The sequence below is a fragment of the Cryobacterium sp. M25 genome (assembly GCF_002929635.1).
GTDB lineage: Bacteria > Actinomycetota > Actinomycetes > Actinomycetales > Microbacteriaceae > Cryobacterium > Cryobacterium sandaracinum.
In genome coordinates this window covers 48889-74112 of sequence record NZ_PJJU01000046.1, presented here as the reverse complement: position 1 = coordinate 74112, position 25224 = coordinate 48889, and the positions used below count along the sequence as shown (strand labels likewise).

Sequence of the window (25224 nt, the reverse complement as noted above, 5' to 3'; positions counted from 1 at the left end):
TGTGGTAACCCAATCGATACCGGAGGTCCTCACTTTTTTAGCTCACGCCACGCTCACAACCTGTGTGGGAACAACATCTAGCGGCCGGCCGGCCGATGGCCGAGCACGACATCGATCGCTCGAAGCCGAACACGGCTCCGGACCACAAAGCGAGGGAATGCCGGCCGAGCTGAGTCCGAGGCCCTGCGCCTCGTTCCGAACGAATTCGACGGAGATTTTGCTTTAGAAAGCGTGTCTCGGCTCAAAAACGGGTGCTTGACCTAAAATCTCCGTCGAATTGGTTCGACGCCGGGCACAGCGTTCCGCCTTCGATGAACCGAGGCCACTCGGTGCGGTCAGCTCTGACCTTGCGAAAGCGACACAACCAAACGATTCGGACTCACTCATCTAGCTCCGGGGGCCGCCGTCGCAGCCAGGGGCGCAGCATCCGGGTGATCTGGGGCATGACCAGGAAGGTCCTGGCCCCGCTGAGCCCAGCGCGTGGCCTCAGAGATGCGGGTCGGCTCGACGCGGCGGGTGACGGAGACGGTGACGAAGGTCGCTGGGCGCGCTTGTGGCGATCTTGTGGCGATACTGTGGCGCCCCCAGGGTACGGAAGACATTGTGCGAGTAGCGCCGCCGCGCTCGCGCTCGCGCTCGCACGCGCCGTTGCCGGCACGTTTCCGGCTCGGTGCGCCGGTTAGAAGATCATCGGGCGGTCGTCGTCTTCGCCCTCGAGGGCCAGCTCCACGACCACGGGAACGTGGTCGCTCGGCGCATCACCCTTGCGCTCATTGCGGTGGATGCTCGCCGCGGTCACCAGATCCGCGAACGCGGGGGAGCCGAGGATGAAGTCGATCCGCATGCCTTCGTTGCGGGGGAACCTCAGCTGTTTGTAGTCCCAGAAGGTGTAACCCTCCGGAGCCAGCGGGCGCACCACATCGAGGATGCCCTCCGCCTCGAACGCGCGGAACGCGGCCCGCTCGGGCTCGGAGATGTGAGTGGATTTGCCGGGAACGAAGCTCGGGTCACCCATGTCACGCTCGAATGGGGCCACGTTCCAGTCGCCCATCAGTGCGAGGGCCAGGTGCGGGTCGCGAGCCAGTTCGTCCCGGGCGTGCGCGCGCAGGCGCTCCAGCCAGTCCAGCTTGTAGGCGAAGTGCGGGTCGTCGATGCTGCGTCCGTTCGGAACGTACAGGCTCCACAACCGCAGGTCCTCCACCGTGACGCCGAGCGCCCGGGCCTCGAGCGGGAGGCCGGGACCCTCCTGGCCCTTCAGAAAGCCGGGCATGCCGGGGAAGCCGGTGGCGACATCCGCCATCTCGAGGCGACTGGCGAAGGCGACGCCGTTCCACTGGCTGAGGCCGTGGACGGCGAGCTCGTAGCCGGCGTCCTCGAACGCCTGCGCCGGGAACTGCGGAGGCTTACATTTGATCTCCTGCATCGCGAGCACGTCGATGTCCTCGCGCACCATCCAGTCGACGACCCGGCCGACTCGGGCACGGATGGAGTTGACGTTCCAGGTGGCGATGCGCATGCTTCCAGCCTATTTGACGGATGCGCTGTGACGGATTCCCGGCCACGCCGGTGCTGCGCCGTTACGCGCGCGGCGGATGCCGCTCGGGCGTTTCTAAGTGGGGAGGGGAGTTCTCGGAGCCGGGAGTGACAGGATCGAACCACAACGAAAGGCAGGGCGGTACCCATGACGGATTTGCAGATCGGCTACGCGGCGATGCTGGAGCAGTTCGCGCCCGCGGAGGCGGTGGCCCTGTCGGCCTACGCCGAGGAACACGGGTTCACCGGGGTGATGGCGGCCGACCACTTCCAACCGTGGGTGCCCGCCCAGGGTGAGTCCTCGTTCGTCTGGAGCGTGCTCGCGGCGATCGGTGAGCGCACGAAGGGGGACCTCGGGCCCGGCGTCACCGCGCCCACCTTCCGGTGGCACCCGGCGATGGTGGCGCAGGCCTCCGCGACGCTCGCCTCGATGTACCCCGGCCGGCACTGGCTCGGCCTCGGCTCCGGCGAAGCTCTGAACGAGCACATCGTCGGCCAGTATTGGCCGGAAGCCCCCGAGCGCATCAACCGCATGTTCGAGGCCATTGAGATCATCTCCAAGCTGTTCACCGCCTCCATCGCAGGCAAGGACGTCAAGCACTCCGGCCAGTTCTACAAGCTCGAGTCGACCCGGCTCTGGACCATGCCCGAGGTGGCCCCGGAGATTCTCGTCGCCACCGCCGGCCCGGTCACGGCCAAGCGCGCCGGGCGTCACGCCGACGGCCTGATCACGGTCGGAGCCCCGCTGGAAAAGATCTCGATGCTGTTCGGCAAGTTCGACGACGGCGCCCGGGACGGCGGCAAGGACCCGGCCGCTATGCCCAAGGTGCTGCAGCTGCACATGAGCTGGGCCGAAACCGACGAGGAGGCCATGCGGAACGCCCTGGTCGAGTGGCCGAACGGCGGGATGAAGTTCCCGAAGGGGGATATCCGTTCACCGTTCGAATTCGAGCAGATCGCCAAACTCGTTCGCCCCGAGGACTTTGAGGGCCGCATGATCATCTCAGCCGACCCCGACGACCACCGGGCCTACATCCAGAAGTTCGTCGACCTCGGCTTCGACCGCATATACCTGCACAACGTGGGCCGCAACCAGCGCCAGTGGATCGACGTTTTCGGCGCATCCGTGCTGCCGAAGCTCGTGCGCTAGTGGTGCCAGAACCAACCGGCCTGCACGTTTTCGTGCTGGAGGGCATCGGTGAGGTCGAGGCCGGCGCAGACCTCGCTGCGCTCATCGCCGACGCGGCAGGCAGCCGCCTGCGCGACGGCGACATTCTCGCGGTGACAAGCAAGATCGTGTCCAAGGCCGAGGGCCGCCAGGTGCGGGCGGCCGATCGGGAGCAGGCGATCACCGACGAGACCGTGCGGGTCGTCGCGACCCGCACCTTTCCCGGCGGGATGACGCGGATCGTCGAGAACCGCCAGGGCCTGGTGATGGCGGCGGCCGGCGTCGACGCGAGCAACACCCCCGACGGGTTCGTGCTGCTCCTTCCCGTCGATCCGGATGCCTCCGCGCGCGCCCTCTGCACAGCCCTCCACGAACGCACCAGCCTGCGGCTCGGCGTGCTGATCACCGACACCGTCGGGCGCCCGTGGCGTGAGGGCCAGACCGACATCGCGATCGGCGCCGCCGGAGTCACGGTTCTCGACGACCTGCGCGGCACGACCGATGCGTCCGGCCGGCGCCTCGACGTGACCGTCGCCGCGGTCGCCGATGAGATCGCCGGCGCGGCCGATTTGGTGAAGGGCAAGACCAGCGGCAACCCGGTCGCGGTCGTGCGCGGGCTCGGTCGCCTCGTGGGCGAGCCCGACGACGCGGATGCGCGCGGAGCGACCCGGCTGCTGCGGCCGAGCGAGAACGACATGTTCCGGCTGGGGAGCGCCGAGGCGCACGCCGAGGGTTTCTCGGAAGGGTACGCGGCGGGGCTGGCCGCTACCGCCGTCGACGCGGCATCCGTCGTTTCCGTCACCGAATGAGCTGGGTGGCGATCGTGCCCGTCAAGGGCAACCCCGGGGCGAAGAGCCGGCTGGGCGAGCGGCCCGATCGGGCCGGGCTGGCGGATGCCTTCGCTCTCGACACGGTCGCGGCTCTGCTGGCGGCGCATGGTGTCGACCGGGTGCTGGTCGTCACGGGCGACGGTGAACTTTCGGGTCGGCTGGCCGAGCTCGGGGTCGACATCGTGCGCGAGGCCCCGGTGCGCGAATCGATCCTGCCCGCAGACCCGTTGAACGCGGCAATCCGGCAGGGACTGATGGTTGCCCGCGGGGCATTTCCGGAGGCGAACCTGGCCGTGCTGACCGGCGATCTGCCGGCGCTGACGCCCGCGGATGTCGAGCGCACTCTGCACCTCGCCGCCGCGCACGATCGCAGTTTGGTGCCCGACGCGGCCGGAACCGGCACCACGACTCTGCTCGCGCTCGCCGGAGTCCCGATCGAGCCTCGGTTCGGGGTTGGGTCTCGGGCCGCCCATGAGGCCGCCGGCCATGTGCCGCTCGTGCTGGCGGCATCCGTTTCGATCCGTCACGACGTCGATACCGCCGCCGACCTTGCGGTGGCGCAGCGTCTCGGCGTCGGGCCGCACACCCTCCTGGTCGTCAAGGCCCCGGGGTCGGACGCCGCGCGCTGATCGGCGCGTCGCTACAGTCGGAGATTTTTCGCAAAACGCCGGGTGAGCGGGCGCCGTGAACGGCGTGTCGCAAAAAATCTCCGAGGTTACGTGCACGCCCGTTGCGGCAGGGAGTCGAAACTGTTGCCGCTATGGATGGAGCTGCCGCGGCTGTGCTACTGCCGCTCAGACGACGGAGAGGGTGCCGCGAGCGAGGGCGAGCGCATCCGCCGCGAGCCGCATGGTTGTCGCGGCATCCCGCATCCAGAGCGGCACGGCGACCGAATGGATGCCGGCCGCCGCCAGCGCAGGCAGCGCGCCGGCATCCGTCTCGTCCACCAGCCACCCGTCGAGCACGCCGCCCGCGGCGCGGGAGCCGTAGTGCAGGCCCACGGCCTCGGCCGTAGTCTCGACGCCGATGGTGTGCAGGCAGGCGTCGGCCATGCCGCGCACGGCCGCGCCCGCGATGATCGGCGAGACGCCGACCACCGCGGCGGCGCTGGAACAAAGGGCGTCCCGGATGCCCGGTACGGCGAGGATCGTGCCGACCGAAACGACCGGGTTCGACGGGGGCAGGATCACCAGGTCGGCCGTCATGATGGCGTCGACGACGCCCGGCGCGGGCACTGCGGACTCAAGTCCGACCTGCACGAACTCGGTCGCCGGAACGCCGGCGCGGTAGCGCACCCACCACTCCTCGAAGTGGATCAGCTCGCCGGCCCGGTGCTCATCGGCATCCATAGCCAGTCGGGCATGTGTCTCGACGGGGATGTCGCTCATCGGCAGCAGGCGCGCCCCGGGCTGCCAGCGGCGGCAGAGGAACTCGGTGGCCTCGCTCAGCGTGGAGCCGTTCCGGAGCAGGTCGCTGCGCACGATGTGGGTGGCCAGATCCAGGTCGCCGAGCGTGAACCAGGACCAGCCGCGCCCGTAGGCTGCGATCTCAGCGGAGGCGCGGCGGGACTCCTCGGGCCGCCCCCAGCCCTGCTCCTCGTTGATGCCTCCGCCGAGGGTGTACATCACGGTGTCGAGGTCCGGGCAGATGCGCAGCCCGTCCAGCCACATGTCATCGCCCGTGTTCACGATCACCGTCACCGTCGCCTCCGGCTCGGTTTCCGCCAGGTGCTTCAGCAGCCCGCGGGTGAACCGGGCGCCGCCGATGCCGCCGGCCAGAACGGTGATGGTCGTCATCTGTGCGCTCTTCCATGCTGGGTGACTTCGGGTTCACGGGGAGGCGGGAAGGCCGGAATCGGCGTGGATGGAGCGAACACGATCACCGGATGCCCGCCGCGCGGATGTGGGATCACGTCGCAGTCCACGCCGTAGACCTCCGCGATGGTCGCCGGCCGCAGCACCGCCTCGGGGGTGCCGGCCGCGACCAGTCGCCCGTGGTGCAGCAGCAGGATCTGGTCGCAGAACGCGGCGGCCAGATTCAGATCGTGCAGGGCCATGATCGCGGTCAGGCCCGTACCGGCCGCGCCCGCGCAGAGCCCGCGCACCTGCCCGAGCAGCCCGAGCTGGGCGCTCACATCGAGGTGGTTGTTCGGCTCGTCCAGCAGCAGCAGACTCGGCCGCTGCGCCAACGCTCGGGCGATCTGCGCGCGCTGCTGCTCGCCGCCGCTGAGCGTATGCCACGCCCGGTCGGCGAGGTCGCTGCCGCCGACCACGGCCAGCGATTCCTCGGCCACCCGGTGGTCGTCGTCGCCGCCGAAGCTGCCGAGCACCCGGCTGCGGTGCGGGATCCGGCCGAGGAGCACGACCTCGCGCACCGTGAGGTCGACGCTGGGCGCGGCGTTCTGTTCGAGCAGCGCCACCCGCCGGGCGGTCTCGCGCCGCGACAGACCGGACCCTCTGCCGGATCGCGCTCCGTCGAGTTCGACGCCGCCGGCATCCGGTGTCTCCAGCCCTGCGATCAGGCGCAACAGGGTGGACTTGCCGGCCCCGTTGGGTCCGAGCAGGCCGGTCACTGCGCCCGTGGGCACGACCGCCGACACATCGGTCAGAATCGGGGTGCCGTCGACCTGGAACGACACCCGGTCGAGGATCACGACCATGCGGCGGCCTTTCTGCTCTTGATCAGCACGATGAAGACGGGCACGCCGATCAGCGCGGTGATGATGCCCACGGGCAGCTCGCGCGGGTCGAACACCGTGCGGGCGACCGTGTCGGCCACGATCAGGAACAGGGCGCCGAGCACCACGGTCAGCGGCAGCAGGCGGCGGTGGCCGGGCCCGCTCAGGCCGCGCACCAGGTGCGGCAGGATCAGGCCGACGAAGCCGATGGCCCCGCTCACGGCCACCATGGCGCCGGTCAGTAGCGCCACCGCGCCGAGCAGCATCCACCGAGTGCCGTTGACGTTGATGCCGAGGGATGCCGCGGCGGTATCCCCGAAGGTGAACGCGTCCAGACGGGTGGCCGAGAGCACGATCCCGGCCCCGACCACCACGAGGGCGGTGCCCGAGATGACGACGCTCGACCACGAGCTGCCGGCCAGCGAGCCCAGCAGCCAGTTGAGGATCTCCCGGTAGGAGTCGCCCTTGGCTGCCCAGAAGATGATGAAGGACGTACCGGCCGCACCCAGTTGCGCGATGGCCAGGCCCGAGAGCACCGCGCGCCCGGGCGTGATCGTGTTGCCGACCCGCGCGATGCTCAGCGTGGCGACGAGGGCTGCCAGCGCGCCGAGGAACGCCGCGGCCGGCAGCGCCACCGCGACGCCGAGAACGATCACACAGACCGCGCCGAGAGAGGCTCCGCTCGACAGCCCGAGCAGGTAGGGGTCCGCCAGCGGGTTGCGGGTCACCGACTGCATCACCGCGCCGCAGAGCGCGAGCCCCGCGCCGACAGCGGCCGCGGTCAGCACGCGCGGCAGGCGCAGCTGCCACACGATCGAGTCGGTCAGCGGGGCTACCCCGGCGGCGCCCGGCAGGCCGAGGTGCCCGGCGAGGCTCGCGGCGACATCCGTCAGGCTCACGTCGGCCGGACCGATGGTCACGGCCAGCCCCGCCGTAAGCACGAGGGCCAGGACCGACAGGGCGAGCCAGCCCAGGTAGCGCGCGCGCCCGGCCACGCGACGGCTCTGGGCCGCCGTGCGTTCCGGCTGCTGCAGCTCCACCCGATCCACCTGCCTCGCCTGTTCCGTCGTGTCTGTCCCGTTGGTGCTGTCCTGTCGTGTCCTGCGTCGTGCGTCGTGCTCTGGCGCCGGTCGCTAGCCGGCCGTCGTCGACTCGAGCGCGTCGAGCTGTTTGATAGTTGACGCGGCGGCTTCGACGTTGCGGATGCCGGCCTCGGTGGCCGCGAACGGCAGCACGATGTAGCGCTGGTTCTTCACGGCGTCGAGTTGCTGCGTGGCCGGGTTCGTCTCGAGGTTCGCGATCTTCGACTCCGCGGTGTTCCAGGTGGCGTCGACGAGCACGATCACGCTCGGGTTCGCCTCGATGACCGACTCCCAGCCCACCGAGGTCCAGGTGTCCTGCACGTCGGCGAACACGTTATTCAGGCCCGCGGCCGCCATGATCATGTTGGGCGAGCCGATGCCGGCGCCCACGTAGGGAGTGTCGGTGCCGCTGGAATACCAGAGCGCGGTGGTCTCCGCGGCGGCGGGGTCAAGGGCCGCGAGGGTCTTCTGCTGATCGGCGACCAGGTCGGCCGCGGCCTCTTCGGCGCCGAAGATCGCGCCGGCCTCGGTGATCTCGGCGAACACGGAGTCGAAAGTGAGCGGGTCAGGCATGTAGCCCTCGCCCTTGCAGGCGGAGGGGGAAACGTAGCTGCCGATGCCGAGGTCGGCGAGGCTCTGGCGTTCGCCCACGCCCTCGGCAGAGAAGTTGGACTCCCAGCCGCCGTAGACGAAGTCGGGCGTGAGTCCGAGCACGGCCTCCTGGCCGGGCACGAAGTCGCTGACCACGAACAGGCCTGCGCCGGCCTTCTCGAGGGATGCCGGCAGGGGGCCATCGAGGAACGCCGAGCCCACGATGCGATCGGAGAGGTCCAGTGCGAGCAGCAGCTCGGTCGTCGACGACTTGATCGTCACGATCCGTTCGGGCGCGGCCTCCACGGTCACGTCGGTGCCGCAGTTGTCGATCGTCATCGGGTAGCCCCCACCCGTGCCGGCGCTCGCGCCCGGCGCGGCACTGGGCGCGGCGACGGGACTCGCCGCAGCGCATCCGCTCGACAGCAGGGCAGCCGCCGCAACGACCACCAGCAGGGGACCACGGAACGAACGTAATTGGGACATGTTACCGATCCGGTTCAGGGCCGCGAGAGCTGGTGAATCGTCGGTATGAGCACGCCATGGCGACGATTCACCCGCTCTGGCGAGCACAGGGAGAACTGCGGGGCAGGAAGGGTGCGACCGAGCACGTGTCGGCGACCTGCCGCCCAAGTCGGGGCCGGCTCAACCGGTCAGAGCCAACCGGCGGTCTTCGTTCAGCCTAGGCCAGAACTTCGGCGCGGCCCATCCCGGGCGAGCGGGGCGATGGGGGACGGATGTCCGGCGCGCCCGGGACACGATGCGGCCAGTCGCCGGGCCGGGGAGAGTCAGTTTCGTCCTCTGCTTAGTTGAAGACCATTCCGCCGTCGACCAGAATCGACTGTCCGGTGATGTAGCCGGAGTCGGGGCCAGCCAGGAACGAAACGACCCCCGCGACCTCGGACGCTTCGGACAGGCGGGCGAGGGCGATGCCGTTCGTGAACTGATCCCAGCCCCACTCTTCCGACTGGCCCGCGTCGGCTGCCACCTTTTTCGCGAGCTCCTCCATGAGGGGCGTCTTCACGATGCCGGGGGCGAAGGTGTTGACCGTGATGCCGAATTGAGCCAGGTCCTTGGCGGCTGTCTGGGACAAGCCACGAATGGCGAACTTGGTGGCCGAGTACAACGCGATGCCGGGGTTCCCGACGTGACCGGCTTGGGACGCAGCGCTGATGATCTTTCCACCGTGGCCGAGCTCTTTGAACGCCTTGGTGGCTGCCTGAATGCCCCACACCACGCCGTTGAAGTTGATGGAGAATATCTTTGCGATGCTTTCCTGGGTGATGTCATCGATTGGAGACGTGGGGGCGATGCCGGCGTTGTTGACGATGACGTCGAAGCCCCCGAGCTCCGTGACGGCCTGCTCGACCGCGGCGAACACGCTGTCTCGGTCGGAGACATCGACGTGCAGTGCCAGTGCTCCGCCCTCCTTGCCTCCCAGGGATTCGGCAACCGCGCCTGCGGTCGCACGGTTCAGGTCGGCGATGGCGACCTTGAAGCCGTCAGCGTGGAGTCGCTCAGCAATGGCCTGACCAATTCCCTGTCCACCACCGGTAACGAGTGCGACTTTTCCGTTTTCTGTGCGTGTCATGGTATTGATTCCAATCTCGATTATTCACAACCTGCCGGCGAGTCGATGACGTCATGTCAAAGCAGGACAGGAGTTTTACTGATCCGATACGCACGGCGCCAGCAGCGCGGCGCGCACCGAGAATTTCCGGCGTCGTCGCGGTGGATGAGTGGCCCCGAGGGTGAACCTCTCGGGGTGAATCTGAGACGTCCCCGTTTTCTGTGTCGATGTTGCCTAAGAACTCCAGCAGCTGACGAGGCATTACCCCCATTGTAGGCGCGATCGAGTGATATTCGGTCGGCCAGTGACCCTGTGCCCGACCGCGACGATAACGGTTTGCATGAACCCTTGCCACCGGCAGATTCGCTCGACAGGATGATATACGCGTCAATCACACAGAAAAACAGCACCAAATGTTTGCGTCGAAGACTAATAAGCCCGGACGCTGTCGTTCGGCTTGACGTTGTTCCGTCACTGGCGAATGTGGAGACAAGATGACTGTAGTTCGGGCCGCAATCACCCAGACCGAGTGGACGGGCGACCAGGAGTCGATGATCCAGAAGCACGAGGGATTCGTACGCACCGCCGCCGAAGCGGGAGTGCAGGTGATCTGCTTCCAGGAGCTGTTCCACGGCCCCTACTTCGGCATTGTGCAGGACTCCACGTACTACGACTACGCGCAGAGCGTGCCGGGACCGCTCGTGGAGCGGTTCCAGAAGCTCGCCGCCGAGCACACGATGGTGATCGTGCTCCCCGTCTACGAGGAGGAGCAGCCCGGCGTGCTCTACAACACGGCCGCCGTGATCGACGCCGACGGCACCTACCTCGGCAAGTACCGCAAGCACCACATCCCCCACCTGCCCCAGTTCTGGGAGAAGTTCTACTTCCGCCCCGGAAACGTCGACTACCCCGTCTTCGACACCATGGTCGGCAAGATCGGCGTCTACATCTGCTACGACCGGCACTTCCCGGAGGGCTGGCGCGTGCTCGGCCTGAACGGCGCCGAGATTGTCTTCAACCCCTCGGCCACCAAGCCCGGCCTCTCGAACCGGCTCTGGGAGCTCGAGCAGCCGGCCGCCGCCGTCGCCAACCAGTACTACATCGGCGCAAACAACCGCATCGGCACCGAGACCGAGGAGTTCGGCGCCGACGCCGTCACCTTCTACGGCAGCTCCTACTTCGTCGACCCGCGCGGCAACTACGTTGGCGAGGTGGCCTCCACCGACACCGAGGAGGTCGTCATCCGCGACCTCGACCTGGGCGTCATCCGAGAGGTGCGCAACTCGTGGCAGTTCTACCGGGACCGCCGTCCCGACTCCTACGGCCCGATCGCCCGGCCGTAGCCAGGGGCGCATCGTGACGACCCTGATCCAGAACGGCACCGTGGTCAGCGCGACCGGCCGTGTGCAGGCGGATGTCCTCATCGACGGCGAGATCATCGTCGCCGTGCTGGCACCTGGCTCGGCCCTCCTCGGGAACGACCTCGCCGCATCCGTCGACCGTGTGATCGACGCCACCGGCAAGTACGTGATCCCCGGCGGCGTCGACGCGCACACGCATATGCAGTTGCCGTTCGGCGGCACCGCGGCCAGCGACACCTTCGAGACCGGCACCCGGGCCGCGGCCTGGGGCGGCACCACCACCATCGTCGACTTCGCGGTGCAGAGCTACGGCCAGCGGGTCTTCGACGGTTTGGCGGCCTGGCACGAGAAGGCGGCCGGAAACTGCGCCATCGACTACGGGTTCCACCAGATCATCGGCGACCTCAACGAGGACTCGCTGCAGGCGATGGATGGGCTGCTGGACGAGGGCATCTCCAGCTTCAAACTGTTCATGGCCTACCCCGGCGTCTTCTACTCGGATGACGCGCAGGTGCTGCGCGCCATGCAGAAGTCCGCCGAGACCGGGCTGATGACCATGATGCACGCCGAGAACGGCCCGGCCATCGACGTGCTCGTCACGCAGCTGCTCGCAGAGGGCAAGACCGACCCCTACTACCACGGTGTCGCGCGCGCCTGGCAGCTGGAGGAGGAGGCCACGCACCGCGCGATCATGCTCGCGAACCTCACCGGGGCGCCGCTCTACGTGGTGCACGTGAGCGCCAAGCAGGCCGTGGAGCAGATCGCCGCCGCCCGGGACCACGGCCAGAACGTGTTCGGTGAGACCTGCCCGCAATACCTCTACCTGTCGCTCGAGGAGAATCTCGGGGCACCGGGGTTCGAGGGCGCGAAGTGGGTCTGCTCCACGCCGCTGCGCTCGAAGGCCGAGGGCCACCAGGACCACCTGTGGCAGAGCCTGCGCACCAACGACATCCAGATGGTCTCCACCGACCATTGCCCGTTCTGCATGAAGGGGCAGAAAGAGCTGGGCCTCGGCGACTTCTCGAAGATCCCGAACGGCATCGGCTCGGTCGAGCACCGCCTGGACCTGCTCTACCAGGGCGTCGTCAACGGCCGCATCTCGCTCGAACGCTGGGTGGAGATCACCGCGACCACCCCGGCACGGATGTTCGGGCTGTACGGCAAAAAGGGGGTCATCCAGCCGGGCGCCGACGGCGACATCGTGATCTACGACCCGAACGGCCACACCTCGATCGGCCTGCCCGTCAACGGGAATGGCAAGACCCACCACATGAACATGGACCACTCCGCCTGGGAAGGCTACGAGATCGACGGTCACGTCGACACCGTTCTGTCCCGCGGCAAGGTCATCATCGACGACAGCTCCTATCTCGGCTCCAAGGGTGACGGCCGGTTCGTCAAGCGCGGCCTGAGCCAGTACCTGATCTAGACGGGACCCCAGATGGACTTTGGAGCAGTGCTGCAGACCAACCCCCCATCCGCCCGCACCGTGCAATTGGCCAAACTTGCCGAGGCGCACGGCTTCAGCCACGTCTGGACGTTCGACTCGCATCTGCTCTGGCAGGAGCCCTACGTCATCTACAGCCGCATCCTCGCGGAGACGGACAGGATCATCGTCGGACCCATGGTCACCAACCCGGGCACCCGCGACTGGACGGTCACGGCCTCCACCTACGCGACGCTGAACGAGATGTACGGCAACCGCACCATCTGCGGCATCGGCCGCGGGGATTCGGCGGTGCGGGTCATCAACGGAACCCCCACCACCCTGAAGACGCTGCGCGAGTCGGTGCACGTGATCCGGGAACTCGCGAACTCCCGGTCGGTCGAATACAACGGCGCGACCCTGCAGTTCCCGTGGAGCCGCGGCTCCACCCTTGACGTGTGGGTGGCGGCCTACGGGCCCCTCGCGCTGAAGCTCGCGGGCGAGGTCGGCGACGGTTTCATCCTGCAGATGGCCGACCTCGACGTGGCCGAGTGGATGATCAAGACCGTGCGGGAGGCCGCGGCGAAATCCGGCCGCGACCCGATGGCGGTCAAGTTCTGCGTGGCCGCGCCCATGTACATCGGCGACAATTGGGGCCACATGCGCAACCAGTGCCGCTGGTTCGGCGGCATGGTCGGCAATCACGTGGCCGACATCGTCGCCAAGTACGGCATCGAATCTCATGTGCCGAAGGCCCTCACCGACTACATCATTGGCCGGCAGGATTACGACTACAACGAGCACGGCCGTGCCGGAAACGCGCACGCCGAGTTCGTGCCCGACGAGATCGTCGACCGGTTCTGTCTGCTCGGCACCGCGAAGGACCACATCGAAAAGCTCGAGGCCCTGCGCGCCATCGGCGTCGACCAGTTCGCCGGCTACCTGCAGCACGACAACAAGGAAGAGACGATGCGCGTCTACGGGGAGACCGTGATCCCGGCGATGACCGAGCCCATCGTGGCAAAGAAATGACCCGATCCAGGTGAATGGTGCAGACTTCAAGCCGATCGAGGTCACACTGAAGGTGGGCGATCCACGGCCTCACCATCTCAACGCAGAGAGAAAGAACCCGATATCTGTGAATGACATCACTTCCCCAAGCGCCACGGCCAGCCGCAACGAGCTCGCCTACGACCTTGACCGGGCGCACGTCTTCCACTCCTGGTCGGCCCAGGGTGCCCTCAAGCCGCTGGTGATCGCCGGCGGGCAGGGCTCCCGGGTCTGGGATTATGACGGGCGCAGCTATCTGGACTTCTCCAGCCAGCTCGTCAACGTGAACATCGGCCACCAGCATCCGGCCGTCACCGCGGCCATCATCGAGCAGGCCGGTCGGCTCGCCACGGTGGCGCCCTCCACGGCGACCCTGACCCGCGGCGAGGCCGCTCAGCGCATCGTCGAACGGGCGCCGGAGGGCTTCAACAAGGTCTTCTTCACCAACGGCGGGGCGGATGCGATCGAGAACGCGATCCGCATGGCGCGCCTGCACACGGGCCGCGACAAGGTGCTCTCCACCTACCGCTCGTACCACGGCAACACGGGCGCGGCCATCGTCGCGACCGGCGACTGGCGCCGCATCCCGAATGAGTTCGCCCGCGGGCACGTGCACTTCTTCGGCCCCTACCTCTACCGCAGCGAGTTCTGGGCGACCAGCCCCGAGCAGGAGTCGGAGCGGGCCCTGCGCCACCTCGAGCACGTGATCCAGAGTGAGGGACCCGCGGGCATCGCGGCCGTGCTGCTGGAATCCATCCCCGGCACCGCCGGCGTGCTCGTGCCGCCGCCCGGCTACCTCGCCGGCGTGCGGGCCCTCTGCGACCGGTACGGCATCATGCTGATCCTCGACGAGGTGATGGCCGGCTTCGGCCGCACCGGCAACTGGTTCGCGTTCGACGGCTTCGACGTGGTGCCGGACCTGATCACTTTCGCGAAGGGCGTCAACTCCGGTTATGTGCCCACCGGCGGTGTGATCATCTCCGACCCCATCGCCCACGACTTCGACACCACGGTCTATCCCGGCGGCCTCACCTACAGCGGACATCCGCTGGCGATGGCGTCGATCGTGGCGGCCCTGGACGCCATGAAGAACGAGGGCATCGTGGAGAACGCCGCCCGGATCGGGCGCGACGTGCTCGCCCCCGGGCTCGCCGAGCTGCAGGCTAAGCACCCGATCATCGGAGAGGTGCGCGGGGTCGGCGTGTTCTGGGCGATGGAACTCGTCTCCGACCGGGAGACCCGCCAGCCGCTCAGCGGCGCCGTGATGGGCCGGATCAAATCGGAGTTGCTGGCCCGCAACCTGCTGCCGTTCCTGGCCGAGAACCGCATCCACGTGGTGCCGCCCTGCGTCGTCACCGACGCCGAGGTCGCCGAGGCGCTCACTATCTATGACGAGGTCCTCAGCCTCGACCGGCTTGTCTGACGCCCCGCGCACCCTCACCCCGACTCGATGAAGAGAATGAAGAGAGACGAACGCCCATGACCGAACTGCCCCTCATCACCCACTGGGTCGACGGGGCTCCCCTCCGGGGAGCCTCGACCCGCACCGCGCCCGTCTTCAACCCCGCCCTCGGCGCCGTCGCGAAGAATGTAATCCTGGCCAGTGCCACCGACGTCGACACCGCCGTCGCCTCCGCCCACGCTGCCTATCCGCTCTGGCGCGACACATCCCAAGCCAAGCGCCAGGGCGTGATGTTCAACTTCCGCGAACTGCTGAACGCGCGCAAAGGCGAGCTGGCCGACATCCTCACCGCCGAACACGGCAAGGTGACCTCGGATGCGCTCGGCGAGATCGCACGCGGCCTCGAGGTCGTCGAGTTCGCGCTCGGCATGCCGCACCTGAGCAAGGGCGAGTACTCCGAGAACGTGTCCACGGGCGTCGACGTCTACACGCTGCGCCAGCCGCTCGGCGTGGTGGGTATCATCAGCCCGTTCAACTTCCCAGCCATGGTGCCCCTCTGGTTCTTCCCGATCGCCATCGCGGCCGGCAACACGGTCGTGCTCAAACCGAGCGAGAAAGACCCGTCCGCGTCGAACTGGATGGCTGCCCTGATGACCGAGGCCGGCCTGCCCGCCGGTGTGCTCAACGTCCTGCACGGCGACAAGGAAGCCGTCGACGCCCTGCTCGTGCACCCCGACGTGCAGGCGATCTCGTTCGTCGGCTCCACGCCGATCGCGCAGTACATCTACGAGACGGCCGCCCACCACGGCAAGCGCGTGCAGGCCCTCGGCGGCGCGAAGAACCACATGCTCGTGCTGCCAGACGCAGACCTGGACCTGGCCGCGGATGCCGCGGTCAACGCCGGCTTCGGCTCGGCCGGTGAGCGCTGCATGGCGATCAGCGTGGTGGTGGCCGTGGAACCGGTCGCTGACGACCTGGTCGCGAAGATCACCGCGCGGCTGAAGAGCCTCAAGGTGGGCGACGGCATGCGCGGATGCGACATGGGACCTCTGATCACGAAGGTACACCGTGACAAGGTGGCGTCCTACATCGACCTCGCCCAGACCGACGGAGCCGAGGTCGTCGTGGACGGCCGCGGCATCGAGGTGGACGGTGACGCGAGCGGATTCTGGCTCGGCCCGACCCTCTTCGACAAGGTCAGCACGGACTCGGACGTCTACCTCGACGAGATCTTCGGCCCGGTGCTCTCCATCGTGCGGGTCGCCAGCTACTCCGAGGGACTCGACCTGATCAACCGCAGCCGCTACGGCAACGGCACGGCCATCTTCACCAACGACGGCGGTGCGGCCAGGCGGTTCCAGAACGAGGTGCAGGTCGGTATGGTCGGCATCAACGTGCCGATCCCGGTGCCCGTGGCCTACCACTCGTTCGGCGGCTGGAAGGACTCCCTGTTCGGCGACGCCAAGGCCTACGGCCCGGCCGGGATCGCCTTCTACACCCGAGAGAAGGCCATCACGAGCCGGTGGCTGGACCCGAGCCACGGCGGTATCAACCTGGGCTTCCCACAGAACGCCTAGGGGATGAGGGCGTGCTTGGCCTGCACGCGGGCGGCCTCGGTGCGGAGCACCTCCAGAACGGTGCGCACGGCGAGGCGCTCGGCCCGATCGGGGCGCATCAGCGCCACGATTTGCCGCTCGGCGTCCACCCCGCGGAGCGGCTTGAGCACGAGGCGGCTCGGCTGGTCGCCGCCCCAGGTGTACCGGGGCACCAGAGCGATGCCGAGGCCTGCCACGACGAACGCTTCGATCACCCGCAGGTCGGCGAACTGCTGGGCGACGGTGATCTGGCTGCCTGCCTTCTGCTCGATCTGGTGCAGGATGCGCTCGAACGGGTAGCCGGTCGGCGCGCCGATCCAGGTCTCGCCGATCACGTCCGCCGGGGTGATCCACGACCGGGAGGCCAGCCGATGGTCGGCCGGCAGCCCGACGTCGAGCGGCTCTGTCATCAGCGGGACCACCGTCAGTCCGCGCCCGCCCCAGGGGAGCTGGCCGCGCAGGCTGTAGGCGAGCACGATGTCGTACTCCGCCGTGAGCGCGGGGAAGTCGCTCAGTTCCGGGTCCTTGTCGGTGCAGTTGACGATGAGTCCGGGCACGGCGGCGATGCTTCTCACCGCTCCCGGCAGCAGCATCTCGCCCGCAGTCGGAAAGGTGACCAGGCTCACCTCGCCCGTGGCGTCGTTTCGGAACTCGTCCCAGACCGCCCGGGCGCGGGCGAGGGCGACCGCGACATCCGTCGCGCTGCGGGCCAGAGCGCGGCCGGCATCCGTCAGAATGAGGCCGCGACCGCTGCGCTCGGTGAGCGGCAGGCCGGCCTCGCGTTCGAGCACTTTCAGCTGCTGCGAGACAGCGGATGGCGTGCGGTGCGTGGCGCGGGCAACCTCAGTGATGCTGTGGCGTTCGGCCAGTTCGCGGAGAAGTTCGAGTCGTTGGACATCCATGTAGTAACGCTACACACTCCGTGCAGAACTATGCGATTGTGCTGCAAAGTTAAAGATGATGAACTATATACGTCGAACTCGAGCAATGGTGCCTCCGTCTTCCCGACACTCAACCCCATTTCCCGAAAGGTACGACCGTGTTTGTTCTTCTCGCCGTTCTTGTTCTCATCGTCATCTCCTCCGTCGTTGCCGTCGTCTTCGACGTGCACAAGGACGGATTCCGCCGCGTTCCCGAGCGCAAGCTCGTTCGCATCTTCTAGAGCAACGCCTGCTTCAGGTTCACCGACCGGCCGATGGCCTAAACTTGGTCCTGTGACGGACACACGCCAGCAGCTCATCGCCCACATCTCGGCCGAGGCCGTTTTCCACGGGGATTTCACCCTGACCAGCGGCAAGAAGGCGACGTATTACGTCGACCTGCGCAAGGTCAGCCTAGACCACCGCGTCGCCCCACTGATCGGCCAGGTCATGCTCGACCTGATCGCGCACATTCCGGATGTCACCGCGGTCGGCGGCATGACCATGGGCGCCGACCCGGTGGCAGCGGCCATCCTGCACCAGGGCGTGGCACGCGGAGCCGCGTACGACGCCTTCGTTGTGCGCAAGGAGCCCAAGGACCACGGCCGGGGCAAGCAGGTCGAAGGACCTGATCTCGCCGGCAAGCGCGTCGTCGTGCTCGAAGACACGTCCACCACGGGCGGTTCGCCCCTGGCGGCGATCGACGCGCTCCTCAAGGTCGGTGCGATCATCGCCGGCGTCGCCGTCGTGGTCGACCGAAACACCGGCGCGCGCGAAGTGGTCGAAGCCGCGGGCTACCCCTATTACGCCGCGATCGGTCTTGAGGACCTGGGGCTGAACTAGTGCCCACAGACGAGGTGCCCGGCGAGGACGGAATGAAGTGGCTGGCATCTCAGCTCGGTGACGGCGCGCGCCCGGCCCTGCCGGACGAATATTCGCCCCGCCAGTCGCCGCGGTGGCCGAGAACCTCCCGCATTGTTCCACCGGCACCCGCCGAGCCGACGACCCATACCGGCGTCTTCCTTTGGGGGCTCAAGCCGACCTCCCAGCCTGACCCTCGGCTCGCCAAAGGTGCCGCGGCTCGGGCCGCCGCTGCTGCGGCTGGCGCTGCTGGTCCCGCTCCGGCGCCTCCTGCCGCTCCTGTGCCTTCGCCGGGAGCGACGCCATCGGCTGGAGCGACGCCATCGGCTGGAGCGACGCCTTCGGCTGCGGGGCCAGCGAATGTGACAGGATCCGTGCCGATCACGACCGCGGCCCTGTTCGTCCTGACGCCCGCAAACCCGGCGCGTGCTGTTTCTGCAGTCGGTGCCGCTGCTTCCGGGGCTGCTTCGTCTGCTGAGTCGGCTGCCGTCGCGGCGGCTACGGCGGCTACGGCGGCTGCGGCCGCGTTTTCCGAGCTCCAGCCGGCCGCGTTCGCGCCCTCGGCCGCTGTCAGGTCGGCGGCTTCGTCCGCCGCGCTCACGGATGACTCGGCTTCGGAACTGACGTCGGCCGAAACAGGCTCGGTCTCATCTTCGGGGCCCGCCCCGTGGGCGCCCGACGCGTTGGCACCGGCACCTCTGGCACCCGTCGAGGCTCCCGCGCCCCGGCCGATGCCCGGCGGGAACGGGCTGGACGAGTCTGACCGGAGCGGCAGCATCCGTTCGGAGAAAGCCGATCTCGCACCGGCGCCGTGGTGGACCACCTTCACGCAGTCGCCGCTCGAGCTGACCGCCGAGGAGGTTGCGGCCGCCGATCTGCTGGCCGGGCGCACGCCGCCTGCTCCCGACCCCGAGCCGGTCGCGCTGCCGGCTCCGGTCTCCGCCCGCGGCCGTCTGCGCGCACGACTGGCCGCGTCACTGTCGGCTCCGGCCCCTCTCGCGGGCCAGGGCCGCGACGCCGCCGGGATCGCTGGAGCCGAGGCCCGAGTTGCGGCGGGAGCCGCGGCCGTTGTTGCCGCCTCAGGTGCCCCGTTAGCCGCGGCAGCCATCCCGGCGCCGGAGGCAGCCGTCCCCGAACCGGATGCCCGTGCAGGCACACGGCTGGCCGAGACGGCGGCGCAGGCCTCGGCCGCGGCCCGCGCCGCGCCCACCGCCGCCCCGACTCCACCTTCACTGGCCGCAACGCCGGCCCACCTGTCCGCCGCGCCCGCGTCCGCGTCCGCCGCCCCCGCGTCCGCCGTCACTGCTTCCCCCGAACCTGCACCAGCCGGGGCTGGGGCCGGTACCCACGCCGGTGCGAGTGCTGCTGCTGACACCACTCCGCGGCCCGCGTCGGGCACGACCAGTATGTTCGGTGCGGTATCCCCGCGCCCCGCGTCGGGTCCAAACTCCTCGTCGGGCGTGGACACTCCGGTCGCAGCGAACGGCCGGCGTTCCGCAGTGGACGCGGCGCCGTCCGATGCCGGTGCCGGTGCCGATGCCGCGCGGCCGGCCTCCGCCGGTCGCCCGCCCGGAGGCAGCCGCCCCGGCAGGCCCCGGCTTCTGATCTGGAGCGTCGGCGGCCTGGTGGTCGTGCTCGCGCTGGCGGCACTGTTCTTCCTCGGGCAGAGCCTGGTCGGCGGCGACGCTGCCCCCGTTGCGGTGGCCACGTCCAGCGCTACACCTGCCCCGAGCGCCACCCCGAGTGTGGCGCCGTCGGCGCCGCCCGAGGCCACCGGCCCCCAGACGGTCGGCGTGCACCAGTGGGACACCCTGTTCGGCGGCGAATGCCTGCAGCCGTACGTGACACCCTGGGAAGAGGAGTTCACGGTCGCCGACTGTGCCACCCCGCATGCGGCTCAGCTCGTGTACCGCGGAGTGTTCGCCGGGGATGCCGCCACAGCCTTCCCTGGCGAGGCCGAGCTGGCCGGGCAGATCAACCTGCTCTGCAGCGCGACCGGCGTCATCGACCTGGCCGCGGCCTCGGCCTACGGCGACGTGCAGGTGCAGGGTAGTTACCCGATCACCGAGGAACAGTGGTCCGATGGCGGCCGCTCCTACTACTGCTTCGTGAGCCGGGCCTCCGGCGAGCCGATGAACGCGAGCATCGCGGGCCCCGGACCGGTACCCGCCGCATAAGCGTTCCGGAGCATCCGTCATCGACGTCTGCCCCCTGGCTGTCCGGCTGCCTTGCCGCCTGGCTGTCTGGCTGTCTTGTAGCGCAGCGGAACCCCAGCCGTGCAACCGGGATCCGCCGTCGCCCCCCATGCCCGATGTTCGAACGAATTCGACGGAGATTTTGCCGAAAATGGTCAGTTCTGGGTCGGAAACGGGGTTGTAACGCAAAATCTCCGTCGAATTCGTCAGGGCCTGGCGGGAGGGGGAACGGGAGCGGGAGCGGGAGGGGGAGCAGGGGGAGCGGCGGAAGGGGGGAGGAGTGGGAGCAGGAGCGGCGGGCGCGGCTGTAGGGGTGCTGGAGCGACTGATGCGGCAGAGCGCGGCTGCGACGAGAGCGGCGGAACCTAGATCGCGTCGGACTCCACGGGCTCCTTGGAGACCAGCTCGTGCACGCCGGAGAGGATCTCGTCCGGGCGGAACGGGTAGCGGTGCACCTCAGCGTCGTCACTGATGCCGGTCATCACGAGAATGGTGTGCAGCCCGGCCTCGATCCCGGCGATGATGTCGGTGTCCATCCGATCACCGATCATGGCCGTGTTCTCCGAGTGCGCGCCGATCTTGTTCATCGCCGAGCGGAACATCATCGGGTTCGGCTTGCCCACCACATAGGGCTCCATGCCGGTGGCCTTGGTGATCAGGGCCGAGATCGCACCCGTGGCGGGCAGGGGGCCGTCCGCACTGGGGCCGGTCGCATCCGGGTTCGTCGAAATGAAGCGGGCACCGTTCAAGAGCAGACGGATGGCCTTGGTGATGGCCTCGAACGAGTAGTTGCGGGTTTCGCCGACCACCACGTAGTCCGGGTTCGTCTCGGTCATGATGAAACCCGCCTCGTGCAGGGCGGTCGTGAGCCCGACCTCGCCGATCACGAAGGCGGTGCCGCCGGGCGCCTGGGATCGGAGGAAGTCGGCCGTCGCCAGCGCGGAGGTCCAGATGCGGTCTTCGGGCACGTTCAGGCCCGAGGCGCGCAGGCGGGCACTGAGGTCCCGGGGGGTGAAGATCGAGTTGTTCGTGAGCACCAGGAACGGCGTGCCGGCGTCGCTCCACTGCTGCAGCAGCTGCGCCGCGCCCGGCAACGGGCTGTTTTCATGCACGAGCACGCCGTCCATATCGGTGAGCCAGCATTCGATGTCTTCGCGGCGTGTCATTGGGTGCTCCCTTGGTTCGGGAATAAGCCTAGCGGCGCGAGGTTTCCGGACGGTTACGAGGTGAGCCAGATCGATCGGGCCGCCGCAGACGACAGCCGACGGATGCCGCCGCCCGGCAGCCGCACCACGCCGGGTTCGAGAACGGTGAGCCGGGTTCCCGGGCCGACCCGGTGCACGGCAAGGTCGCGCAGGATGTCCGGGTCGCGGTCGCTGATGCGCACGACCTCCCCGACGTGTCCGGGTGCGGCCTCAGCCAGCAGGATGGCGTCCGGCCGGGTCAGGCTGCCGTCTTCGGCCGGGATCGGGTCCCCGTGCGGGTCGGCCGACGGATGCCCGAGCCGATCGTCGATCGCCGCCAGCAGCCGGTCCGAGATCGAGTGCTCGAGCACCTCCGCCTCGTCGTGCACCTCGTGCCAGTCGTAGCCCATCTCCCGCACGAGCCAGGTCTCGATCAACCGGTGCCGGCGCACCACCGCGGTCGCCCGCAGGAAACCGGTCCGGCTCAGGGTGATCGGCCCGTAGGGAACGTGCTCGATCAGGCCGCCGACGGCGAGCTTCTTCACCATCTCGGTGACCGACGACGGCGCCACCCCCAGCCGCGCGGCCAGCACCGAAGACGTGATCGGGTTCGGCTGCCATTCGGTGTGCGCGTAGATGGTCTTGAGGTAGTCCTCGGCCGCGTGTGTGGGGTGTTTCATCACGCCCCTGTGAACACGAGCACGAGCAGCACCACGTTCAGGGCCACCAGGAGCAGGGCGCAGACGGCGCCGGCGACCGTCGTGTACCAGCGGTTAACATGCTCGCCGAGCACCCCGCGCTGCATGGTGAGCCAGACCAGGGGGATCAGCGCGAACGGGATGCCGAACGACAGGACGACCTGGCTGAGCACCAGGGCCTCGGTCGGGTCGAAACCCACGCTTAGGATCAGCAGCGCGGGAATGAGGGTGACCACGCGACGCGCCAGCAGCGGCACGCGCACGTGCAACAGGCCGTGCATGATCTCCGCTCCCGCGTACGCTCCGACCGAGGTGGACGCCAGCCCGGAGGCGAGCAGCCCGACCGCGAACACCGTCGCGATCACGGGCCCGAGGGTTGCCTCGAGGGCGGCGTGGGCGCCCTCGAGCGTGTCGGTCCCGGCGACGCCCTGCAGAGCGGATGCCGCGAGCAGCAGGATCGACAGGTTCACCGTGCCGGCGATGGCCATCGCGATGGTGACGTCCCATTTGGTGGCCCAGAGCAGGCGTCGCGTTGCTGCGCCGTCCGCCACGACGGGGAATCGGTCCCGGGTGAGCGCGGAGTGGGCGTAGATGGCGTGCGGCATGATCGTCGCGCCGAGGATGGACGCGGCCAGGAGCACCGAATTCGCGCCCTCGAACCGCGGCACGAGGCCGGCGACGACGCTGCCGGCATCCGGCGGAGCGAAGAACACCCCGGCCGCGAAGCCCACGGTGATGATGAGCAGCAGCGCCACGATGACGCGTTCGAAGGTGCGCGGGCCGCGCCGGGTCTGCACCGTGAGCACGATCATCGAGATGACCCCGGTGATCACGCCGCCGGCGAGCAGGGGGAGGCCGAAGAGCAGGTTCAGGGCGACCGCGCCGCCGATGATCTCGGCCAGGTCGGTGGCCATGGCCACCAGTTCCGCCTGCACCCAGTAGAGGCGGCGGGTGAGCGGGCGCCGAATACGTACCCCGAGAATTTCCGGCAGGCTCGTGCCGGTTACGATGCCGAGCTTGGCCGAGAGGTACTGGATCAGCCAGGCCATCACGTTGCCGGCCACGACCACCCAGACCAGCAGGTAGCCGTAGCGAGCACCAGCCGTCATATTGCTGGCGACGTTGCCGGGGTCGAGGTAGGCCACGCCCGCGACGAGGGCAGGGCCGAGCAACCAGAGCAGGTGAGAGGATGCCACGGTGGCGATCTCAGGGACCGGTCCCCTCGCATCCGTGCGCATGTTGTTTTTAGCCACACCGATAGGATAGGGCAGATTTAGGTACACCGAAAGATCAGTGCCTGTGTGGGCGGCCCGGCACACCAACGTTTCGGCGCGGTCGTACGTTTTAGTAGCTAAGCAGAGGGAGGAAACGGGTTCACGGTCGGTGGGGCCGAGGCCTACGTGCGGCGGGCCATCTTCAGCGGCTACCTCGACGAGGGCCGGAAACGCACCCCTGTGGAGCCGGATCGCCCACCGGGCCGCGCTGTCCGCAGCGCTCGCCGGGGGAGTACCAGATCTCGGCGGCGATCGACCTGTTCACGGATGCCGGCGCCAGCCTGGTCACCGGCCCGCCGGCCGGTCTGACGCTGCGCTGACCCTGTGCCGAGACGCGGCCGCCTCTGAACCGGGCGGTTACTCCTCGCGCAGGTCCTCGGGAATCGTGGCGACGGGGACCGGGGCCTTGCCGCGGGTGCGCTTCTTCTCGCGGCCGGCCTTGTAGAGCTCGGACAGGATCGGCACGCCCGAGAGCAGCACGATGCCGATGATGAAGAATTCGGAGTACGTCGCCACGAACTCGATCTGGCCGAGCAGGTAGCCCATCAGGGTGCTTCCGACACCCCAGGCGAAGGCGCCGATCAGGTTGAAGGACACGAAGGTGCGGTAGTGCATCCGTCCCACACCGGCGGCGAGAGGAACGAAGGCGCGGAACACGGGCAGGAAGCGGGCGATGATGATGGCCTTGCCGCCGTGCTTGGCGAAGAACGCGTTGGTGCGTTCCACGTTCTTCGGGTTGAACAGGCGGTTTTGCTCGCGGGTGAAGACGGCGGGGCCGGACTTGCGGCCGATTAAATAGGCGACCTGGTCACCGGCGAACGCGGCGATGAAGATGACGAGGCAGGTCACCCAGATCGGGAAGGGCACATCCCCGGTGGCGGTGAGCAGGCCCACGGTGAAGAGCAGCGAGTCGCCGGGCAGGAACGACAAGACGATGAAAGCCGTCTCGACGAACACGATGGTGGCCACGCCGAGGAGCACGAACGAACCGAACCAGCCGATCAGCCACTCCGAGTCGAGAAAGTCGATACCGAAGAGCGTGGGATGCATGGTGATGGTTCCTTCCGGGCGGGGTGCGAGCCGGCGAAACGCGAACCCTGCACGCCAGAATACCCGACGGCATGCCCGGCACGCCCGGCGGTGCCCGGCGGGATACGGTGGATCGGTGCAAGAACCGCAGAACCCCACGCCCGAACTGTCCACCCACGGCGTCGGACCCTGGGCCGGAGAGTGGCCCGAGGAGTCGTTCTACGATCGCGAGCTGCTCGAGCGCGGCGACACGCGCAACGTGATCGACCGCTACCGCTACTGGAGTATGGCGGCGATCGTCGCCGACCTCGACGAGAAGCGGCATCCGTTTCATGTCGCCATCGAGAACTGGCAGCACGACATGAACATCGGCTCGATCGTGCGCAGCGCCAACGCGTTCGCCGCCGACACGGTGCACATCATCGGGCGCAAGCGGTGGAACAAGCGCGGGGCCATGGTCACCGACCGGTACCAGCACGTGCTGCACCACCCGGATGTCGCGTCCTTCGTCGAGTGGGCTGCCGCCGAGACCTTGCCGATCATCGCCATCGACAACGTGCCCGGCAGCGTGATCATCGAAACCTTCCGCTTCCCCGAGCGCTGCGTGCTCCTGTTCGGGCAGGAGGGTCCCGGCCTCTCTCCCGAAGCGATCGAGGCAGCGGATGCCGTCGTCGAGATCAGCCAGTTCGGCTCCACCCGCTCGCTCAACGCGTCGGCCGCCGCGGCTGTCACCATGCACAACTGGGTGTTGCAGCACCGGTTCTGAGCGGGCGTTTCA

23 protein-coding genes are annotated in these 25224 nt (G+C 68.4%); 12 read left to right on the top strand and 11 right to left on the bottom strand.

What is annotated here, in order from left to right; translation table 11 throughout:
* Positions 1–679: 679 nt before the first annotated feature.
* Positions 680–1516, bottom strand: coding sequence for an exodeoxyribonuclease III (locus CXY81_RS06355; RefSeq protein ID WP_104170676.1), 837 nt, complete (start codon positions 1514–1516; stop codon positions 680–682).
* A gap of 165 nt (positions 1517–1681) precedes the next feature.
* On the opposite strand from CXY81_RS06355, the gene CXY81_RS06350 reads away from it, so the two are divergent.
* Genes CXY81_RS06350 through cofC form a run of 3 tightly spaced genes read left to right on the top strand, consistent with a single transcriptional unit; the run spans position 1682 to position 4160 of the window.
* Complete coding sequence (locus CXY81_RS06350) at positions 1682–2683, top strand: TIGR03557 family F420-dependent LLM class oxidoreductase (protein WP_104194343.1); 1002 nt, start codon at positions 1682–1684, stop codon at positions 2681–2683.
* 2 nt (positions 2684–2685) lie between these two features.
* The gene (locus tag CXY81_RS06345; protein ID WP_199182993.1) at positions 2686–3510 is read left to right on the top strand and encodes a coenzyme F420-0:L-glutamate ligase; all 825 of its coding nucleotides are present in this window, start codon (positions 2686–2688) and stop codon (positions 3508–3510) included.
* The gene (cofC, locus tag CXY81_RS06340; protein ID WP_104170674.1) at positions 3507–4160 is read left to right on the top strand and encodes a 2-phospho-L-lactate guanylyltransferase; all 654 of its coding nucleotides are present in this window, start codon (positions 3507–3509) and stop codon (positions 4158–4160) included. The genes CXY81_RS06345 and cofC overlap by 4 nt, the downstream gene beginning before the upstream one ends.
* Positions 4161–4325: 165 nt before the next feature.
* Here cofC and cofD read toward each other — a convergent pair whose 3' ends face one another.
* From cofD to CXY81_RS06315, 5 genes are all read right to left on the bottom strand, one after another.
* Positions 4326–5327, bottom strand: a complete 1002-nt coding sequence (cofD, locus tag CXY81_RS06335) for a 2-phospho-L-lactate transferase (RefSeq protein WP_104170673.1) — start codon at positions 5325–5327, stop codon at positions 4326–4328.
* The gene (locus CXY81_RS06330) at positions 5324–6190 is read right to left on the bottom strand and encodes an ABC transporter ATP-binding protein (protein WP_104194342.1); all 867 of its coding nucleotides are present in this window, start codon (positions 6188–6190) and stop codon (positions 5324–5326) included. The genes cofD and CXY81_RS06330 overlap by 4 nt, the downstream gene beginning before the upstream one ends.
* Positions 6181–7203 (bottom strand): putative F420-0 ABC transporter permease subunit, encoded by a 1023-nt coding sequence (locus tag CXY81_RS06325; RefSeq protein WP_104194349.1) that lies wholly within the window; start codon positions 7201–7203, stop codon positions 6181–6183. The genes CXY81_RS06330 and CXY81_RS06325 overlap by 10 nt, the downstream gene beginning before the upstream one ends.
* Before the next feature lie 138 nt (positions 7204–7341).
* Positions 7342–8367, bottom strand: coding sequence for a putative F420-0 ABC transporter substrate-binding protein (locus tag CXY81_RS06320; protein WP_104194341.1), 1026 nt, complete (start codon positions 8365–8367; stop codon positions 7342–7344).
* Positions 8368–8686: 319 nt separating this feature from the next.
* A complete protein-coding gene (locus CXY81_RS06315; RefSeq protein ID WP_104194340.1) occupies positions 8687–9472 on the bottom strand; it encodes a (S)-acetoin forming diacetyl reductase in 786 nt (261 codons plus the stop codon).
* A 473-nt stretch (positions 9473–9945) separates the two neighbouring features.
* Between CXY81_RS06315 and CXY81_RS06310 the strand changes: the two genes are divergently transcribed.
* The 5 genes from CXY81_RS06310 to CXY81_RS06290 all read left to right on the top strand — a co-directional run bounded on the left by CXY81_RS06310 (position 9946) and on the right by CXY81_RS06290 (position 16267).
* On the top strand, positions 9946–10794 hold the full coding sequence (locus CXY81_RS06310) for a nitrilase-related carbon-nitrogen hydrolase (RefSeq protein ID WP_104170669.1): 849 nt from the start codon (positions 9946–9948) through the stop codon (positions 10792–10794).
* Positions 10795–10804: 10 nt separating this feature from the next.
* On the top strand, positions 10805–12241 hold the full coding sequence (hydA, locus tag CXY81_RS06305) for a dihydropyrimidinase (RefSeq protein ID WP_104100111.1): 1437 nt from the start codon (positions 10805–10807) through the stop codon (positions 12239–12241).
* Between the two features lie 12 nt (positions 12242–12253).
* Positions 12254–13270, top strand: a complete 1017-nt coding sequence (locus CXY81_RS06300; RefSeq protein WP_104194339.1) for a TIGR03842 family LLM class F420-dependent oxidoreductase — start codon at positions 12254–12256, stop codon at positions 13268–13270.
* A gap of 106 nt (positions 13271–13376) precedes the next feature.
* Entirely contained in the window at positions 13377–14711 is a 1335-nt protein-coding gene (locus CXY81_RS06295) for an aspartate aminotransferase family protein (RefSeq protein ID WP_233194020.1), read from the top strand.
* Between the two features lie 56 nt (positions 14712–14767).
* The gene (locus CXY81_RS06290; RefSeq protein ID WP_104170667.1) at positions 14768–16267 is read left to right on the top strand and encodes a CoA-acylating methylmalonate-semialdehyde dehydrogenase; all 1500 of its coding nucleotides are present in this window, start codon (positions 14768–14770) and stop codon (positions 16265–16267) included.
* Here CXY81_RS06290 and CXY81_RS06285 read toward each other — a convergent pair.
* Positions 16264–17187 (bottom strand): LysR family transcriptional regulator, encoded by a 924-nt coding sequence (locus tag CXY81_RS06285; RefSeq protein ID WP_104170666.1) that lies wholly within the window; start codon positions 17185–17187, stop codon positions 16264–16266. The genes CXY81_RS06290 and CXY81_RS06285 overlap by 4 nt on opposite strands.
* Before the next feature lie 137 nt (positions 17188–17324).
* Between CXY81_RS06285 and CXY81_RS17225 the strand changes: the two genes are divergently transcribed.
* The 3 genes from CXY81_RS17225 (at position 17325) to CXY81_RS06275 (ending at position 20243) form a co-directional block, all read left to right on the top strand.
* Entirely contained in the window at positions 17325–17447 is a 123-nt protein-coding gene (locus CXY81_RS17225) for a hypothetical protein (RefSeq protein WP_255408683.1), read from the top strand.
* Between the two features lie 52 nt (positions 17448–17499).
* Complete coding sequence (pyrE, locus tag CXY81_RS06280; RefSeq protein ID WP_104194338.1) at positions 17500–18048, top strand: orotate phosphoribosyltransferase; 549 nt, start codon at positions 17500–17502, stop codon at positions 18046–18048.
* Between the two features lie 392 nt (positions 18049–18440).
* Positions 18441–20243 (top strand): hypothetical protein, encoded by a 1803-nt coding sequence (locus CXY81_RS06275; protein WP_146067633.1) that lies wholly within the window; start codon positions 18441–18443, stop codon positions 20241–20243.
* Between the two features lie 383 nt (positions 20244–20626).
* On the opposite strand, the gene CXY81_RS06270 is transcribed toward CXY81_RS06275, so the two are convergent.
* The 4 genes from CXY81_RS06270 to CXY81_RS06255 form a co-directional block, all read right to left on the bottom strand.
* On the bottom strand, positions 20627–21427 hold the full coding sequence (locus CXY81_RS06270) for an HAD-IIA family hydrolase (protein ID WP_104170661.1): 801 nt from the start codon (positions 21425–21427) through the stop codon (positions 20627–20629).
* Positions 21428–21480: 53 nt separating this feature from the next.
* Positions 21481–22125 (bottom strand): metal-dependent transcriptional regulator, encoded by a 645-nt coding sequence (locus CXY81_RS06265; RefSeq protein ID WP_104194347.1) that lies wholly within the window; start codon positions 22123–22125, stop codon positions 21481–21483.
* Positions 22125–23381, bottom strand: coding sequence for an Nramp family divalent metal transporter (locus tag CXY81_RS06260; protein WP_104194336.1), 1257 nt, complete (start codon positions 23379–23381; stop codon positions 22125–22127). The genes CXY81_RS06265 and CXY81_RS06260 overlap by 1 nt, the downstream gene beginning before the upstream one ends.
* A 393-nt stretch (positions 23382–23774) precedes the next feature.
* Entirely contained in the window at positions 23775–24467 is a 693-nt protein-coding gene (locus tag CXY81_RS06255; RefSeq protein WP_104170659.1) for a DedA family protein, read from the bottom strand.
* A gap of 115 nt (positions 24468–24582) precedes the next feature.
* Between CXY81_RS06255 and CXY81_RS06250 the strand changes: the two genes are divergently transcribed.
* Positions 24583–25212 carry an RNA methyltransferase gene (locus tag CXY81_RS06250; RefSeq protein ID WP_104100100.1) on the top strand — a complete coding sequence of 210 codons (630 nt, stop codon included), beginning with the start codon at positions 24583–24585 and terminating at the stop codon, positions 25210–25212.
* Positions 25213–25224 lie beyond the last annotated feature (12 nt).

What these genes read in the sequence shown, in the direction of transcription:
- cofC (WP_104170674.1), top strand. Translation starts at nt 3,507, where the DNA reads ATGAGCTGGGTGGCGATCGTGCCCGTCAAGGGCAACCCCGGGGCGAAG.
- CXY81_RS06355 (WP_104170676.1), bottom strand. Translation starts at nt 1,516, where the DNA reads ATGCGCATCGCCACCTGGAACGTCAACTCCATCCGTGCCCGAGTCGGC.
- CXY81_RS06310 (WP_104170669.1), top strand. Translation starts at nt 9,946, where the DNA reads ATGACTGTAGTTCGGGCCGCAATCACCCAGACCGAGTGGACGGGCGAC.
- CXY81_RS06320 (WP_104194341.1), bottom strand. Translation starts at nt 8,367, where the DNA reads ATGTCCCAATTACGTTCGTTCCGTGGTCCCCTGCTGGTGGTCGTTGCG.
- cofD (WP_104170673.1), bottom strand. Translation starts at nt 5,327, where the DNA reads ATGACGACCATCACCGTTCTGGCCGGCGGCATCGGCGGCGCCCGGTTC.
- CXY81_RS06260 (WP_104194336.1), bottom strand. Translation starts at nt 23,381, where the DNA reads ATGCGCACGGATGCGAGGGGACCGGTCCCTGAGATCGCCACCGTGGCA.
- CXY81_RS06255 (WP_104170659.1), bottom strand. Translation starts at nt 24,467, where the DNA reads ATGCATCCCACGCTCTTCGGTATCGACTTTCTCGACTCGGAGTGGCTG.
- CXY81_RS06300 (WP_104194339.1), top strand. Translation starts at nt 12,254, where the DNA reads ATGGACTTTGGAGCAGTGCTGCAGACCAACCCCCCATCCGCCCGCACC.
- CXY81_RS06265 (WP_104194347.1), bottom strand. Translation starts at nt 22,125, where the DNA reads ATGAAACACCCCACACACGCGGCCGAGGACTACCTCAAGACCATCTAC.
- CXY81_RS06285 (WP_104170666.1), bottom strand. Translation starts at nt 17,187, where the DNA reads ATGGATGTCCAACGACTCGAACTTCTCCGCGAACTGGCCGAACGCCAC.
- CXY81_RS06290 (WP_104170667.1), top strand. Translation starts at nt 14,768, where the DNA reads ATGACCGAACTGCCCCTCATCACCCACTGGGTCGACGGGGCTCCCCTC.
- CXY81_RS06315 (WP_104194340.1), bottom strand. Translation starts at nt 9,472, where the DNA reads ATGACACGCACAGAAAACGGAAAAGTCGCACTCGTTACCGGTGGTGGA.
- CXY81_RS06330 (WP_104194342.1), bottom strand. Translation starts at nt 6,190, where the DNA reads ATGGTCGTGATCCTCGACCGGGTGTCGTTCCAGGTCGACGGCACCCCG.
- CXY81_RS06270 (WP_104170661.1), bottom strand. Translation starts at nt 21,427, where the DNA reads ATGACACGCCGCGAAGACATCGAATGCTGGCTCACCGATATGGACGGC.
- CXY81_RS06350 (WP_104194343.1), top strand. Translation starts at nt 1,682, where the DNA reads ATGACGGATTTGCAGATCGGCTACGCGGCGATGCTGGAGCAGTTCGCG.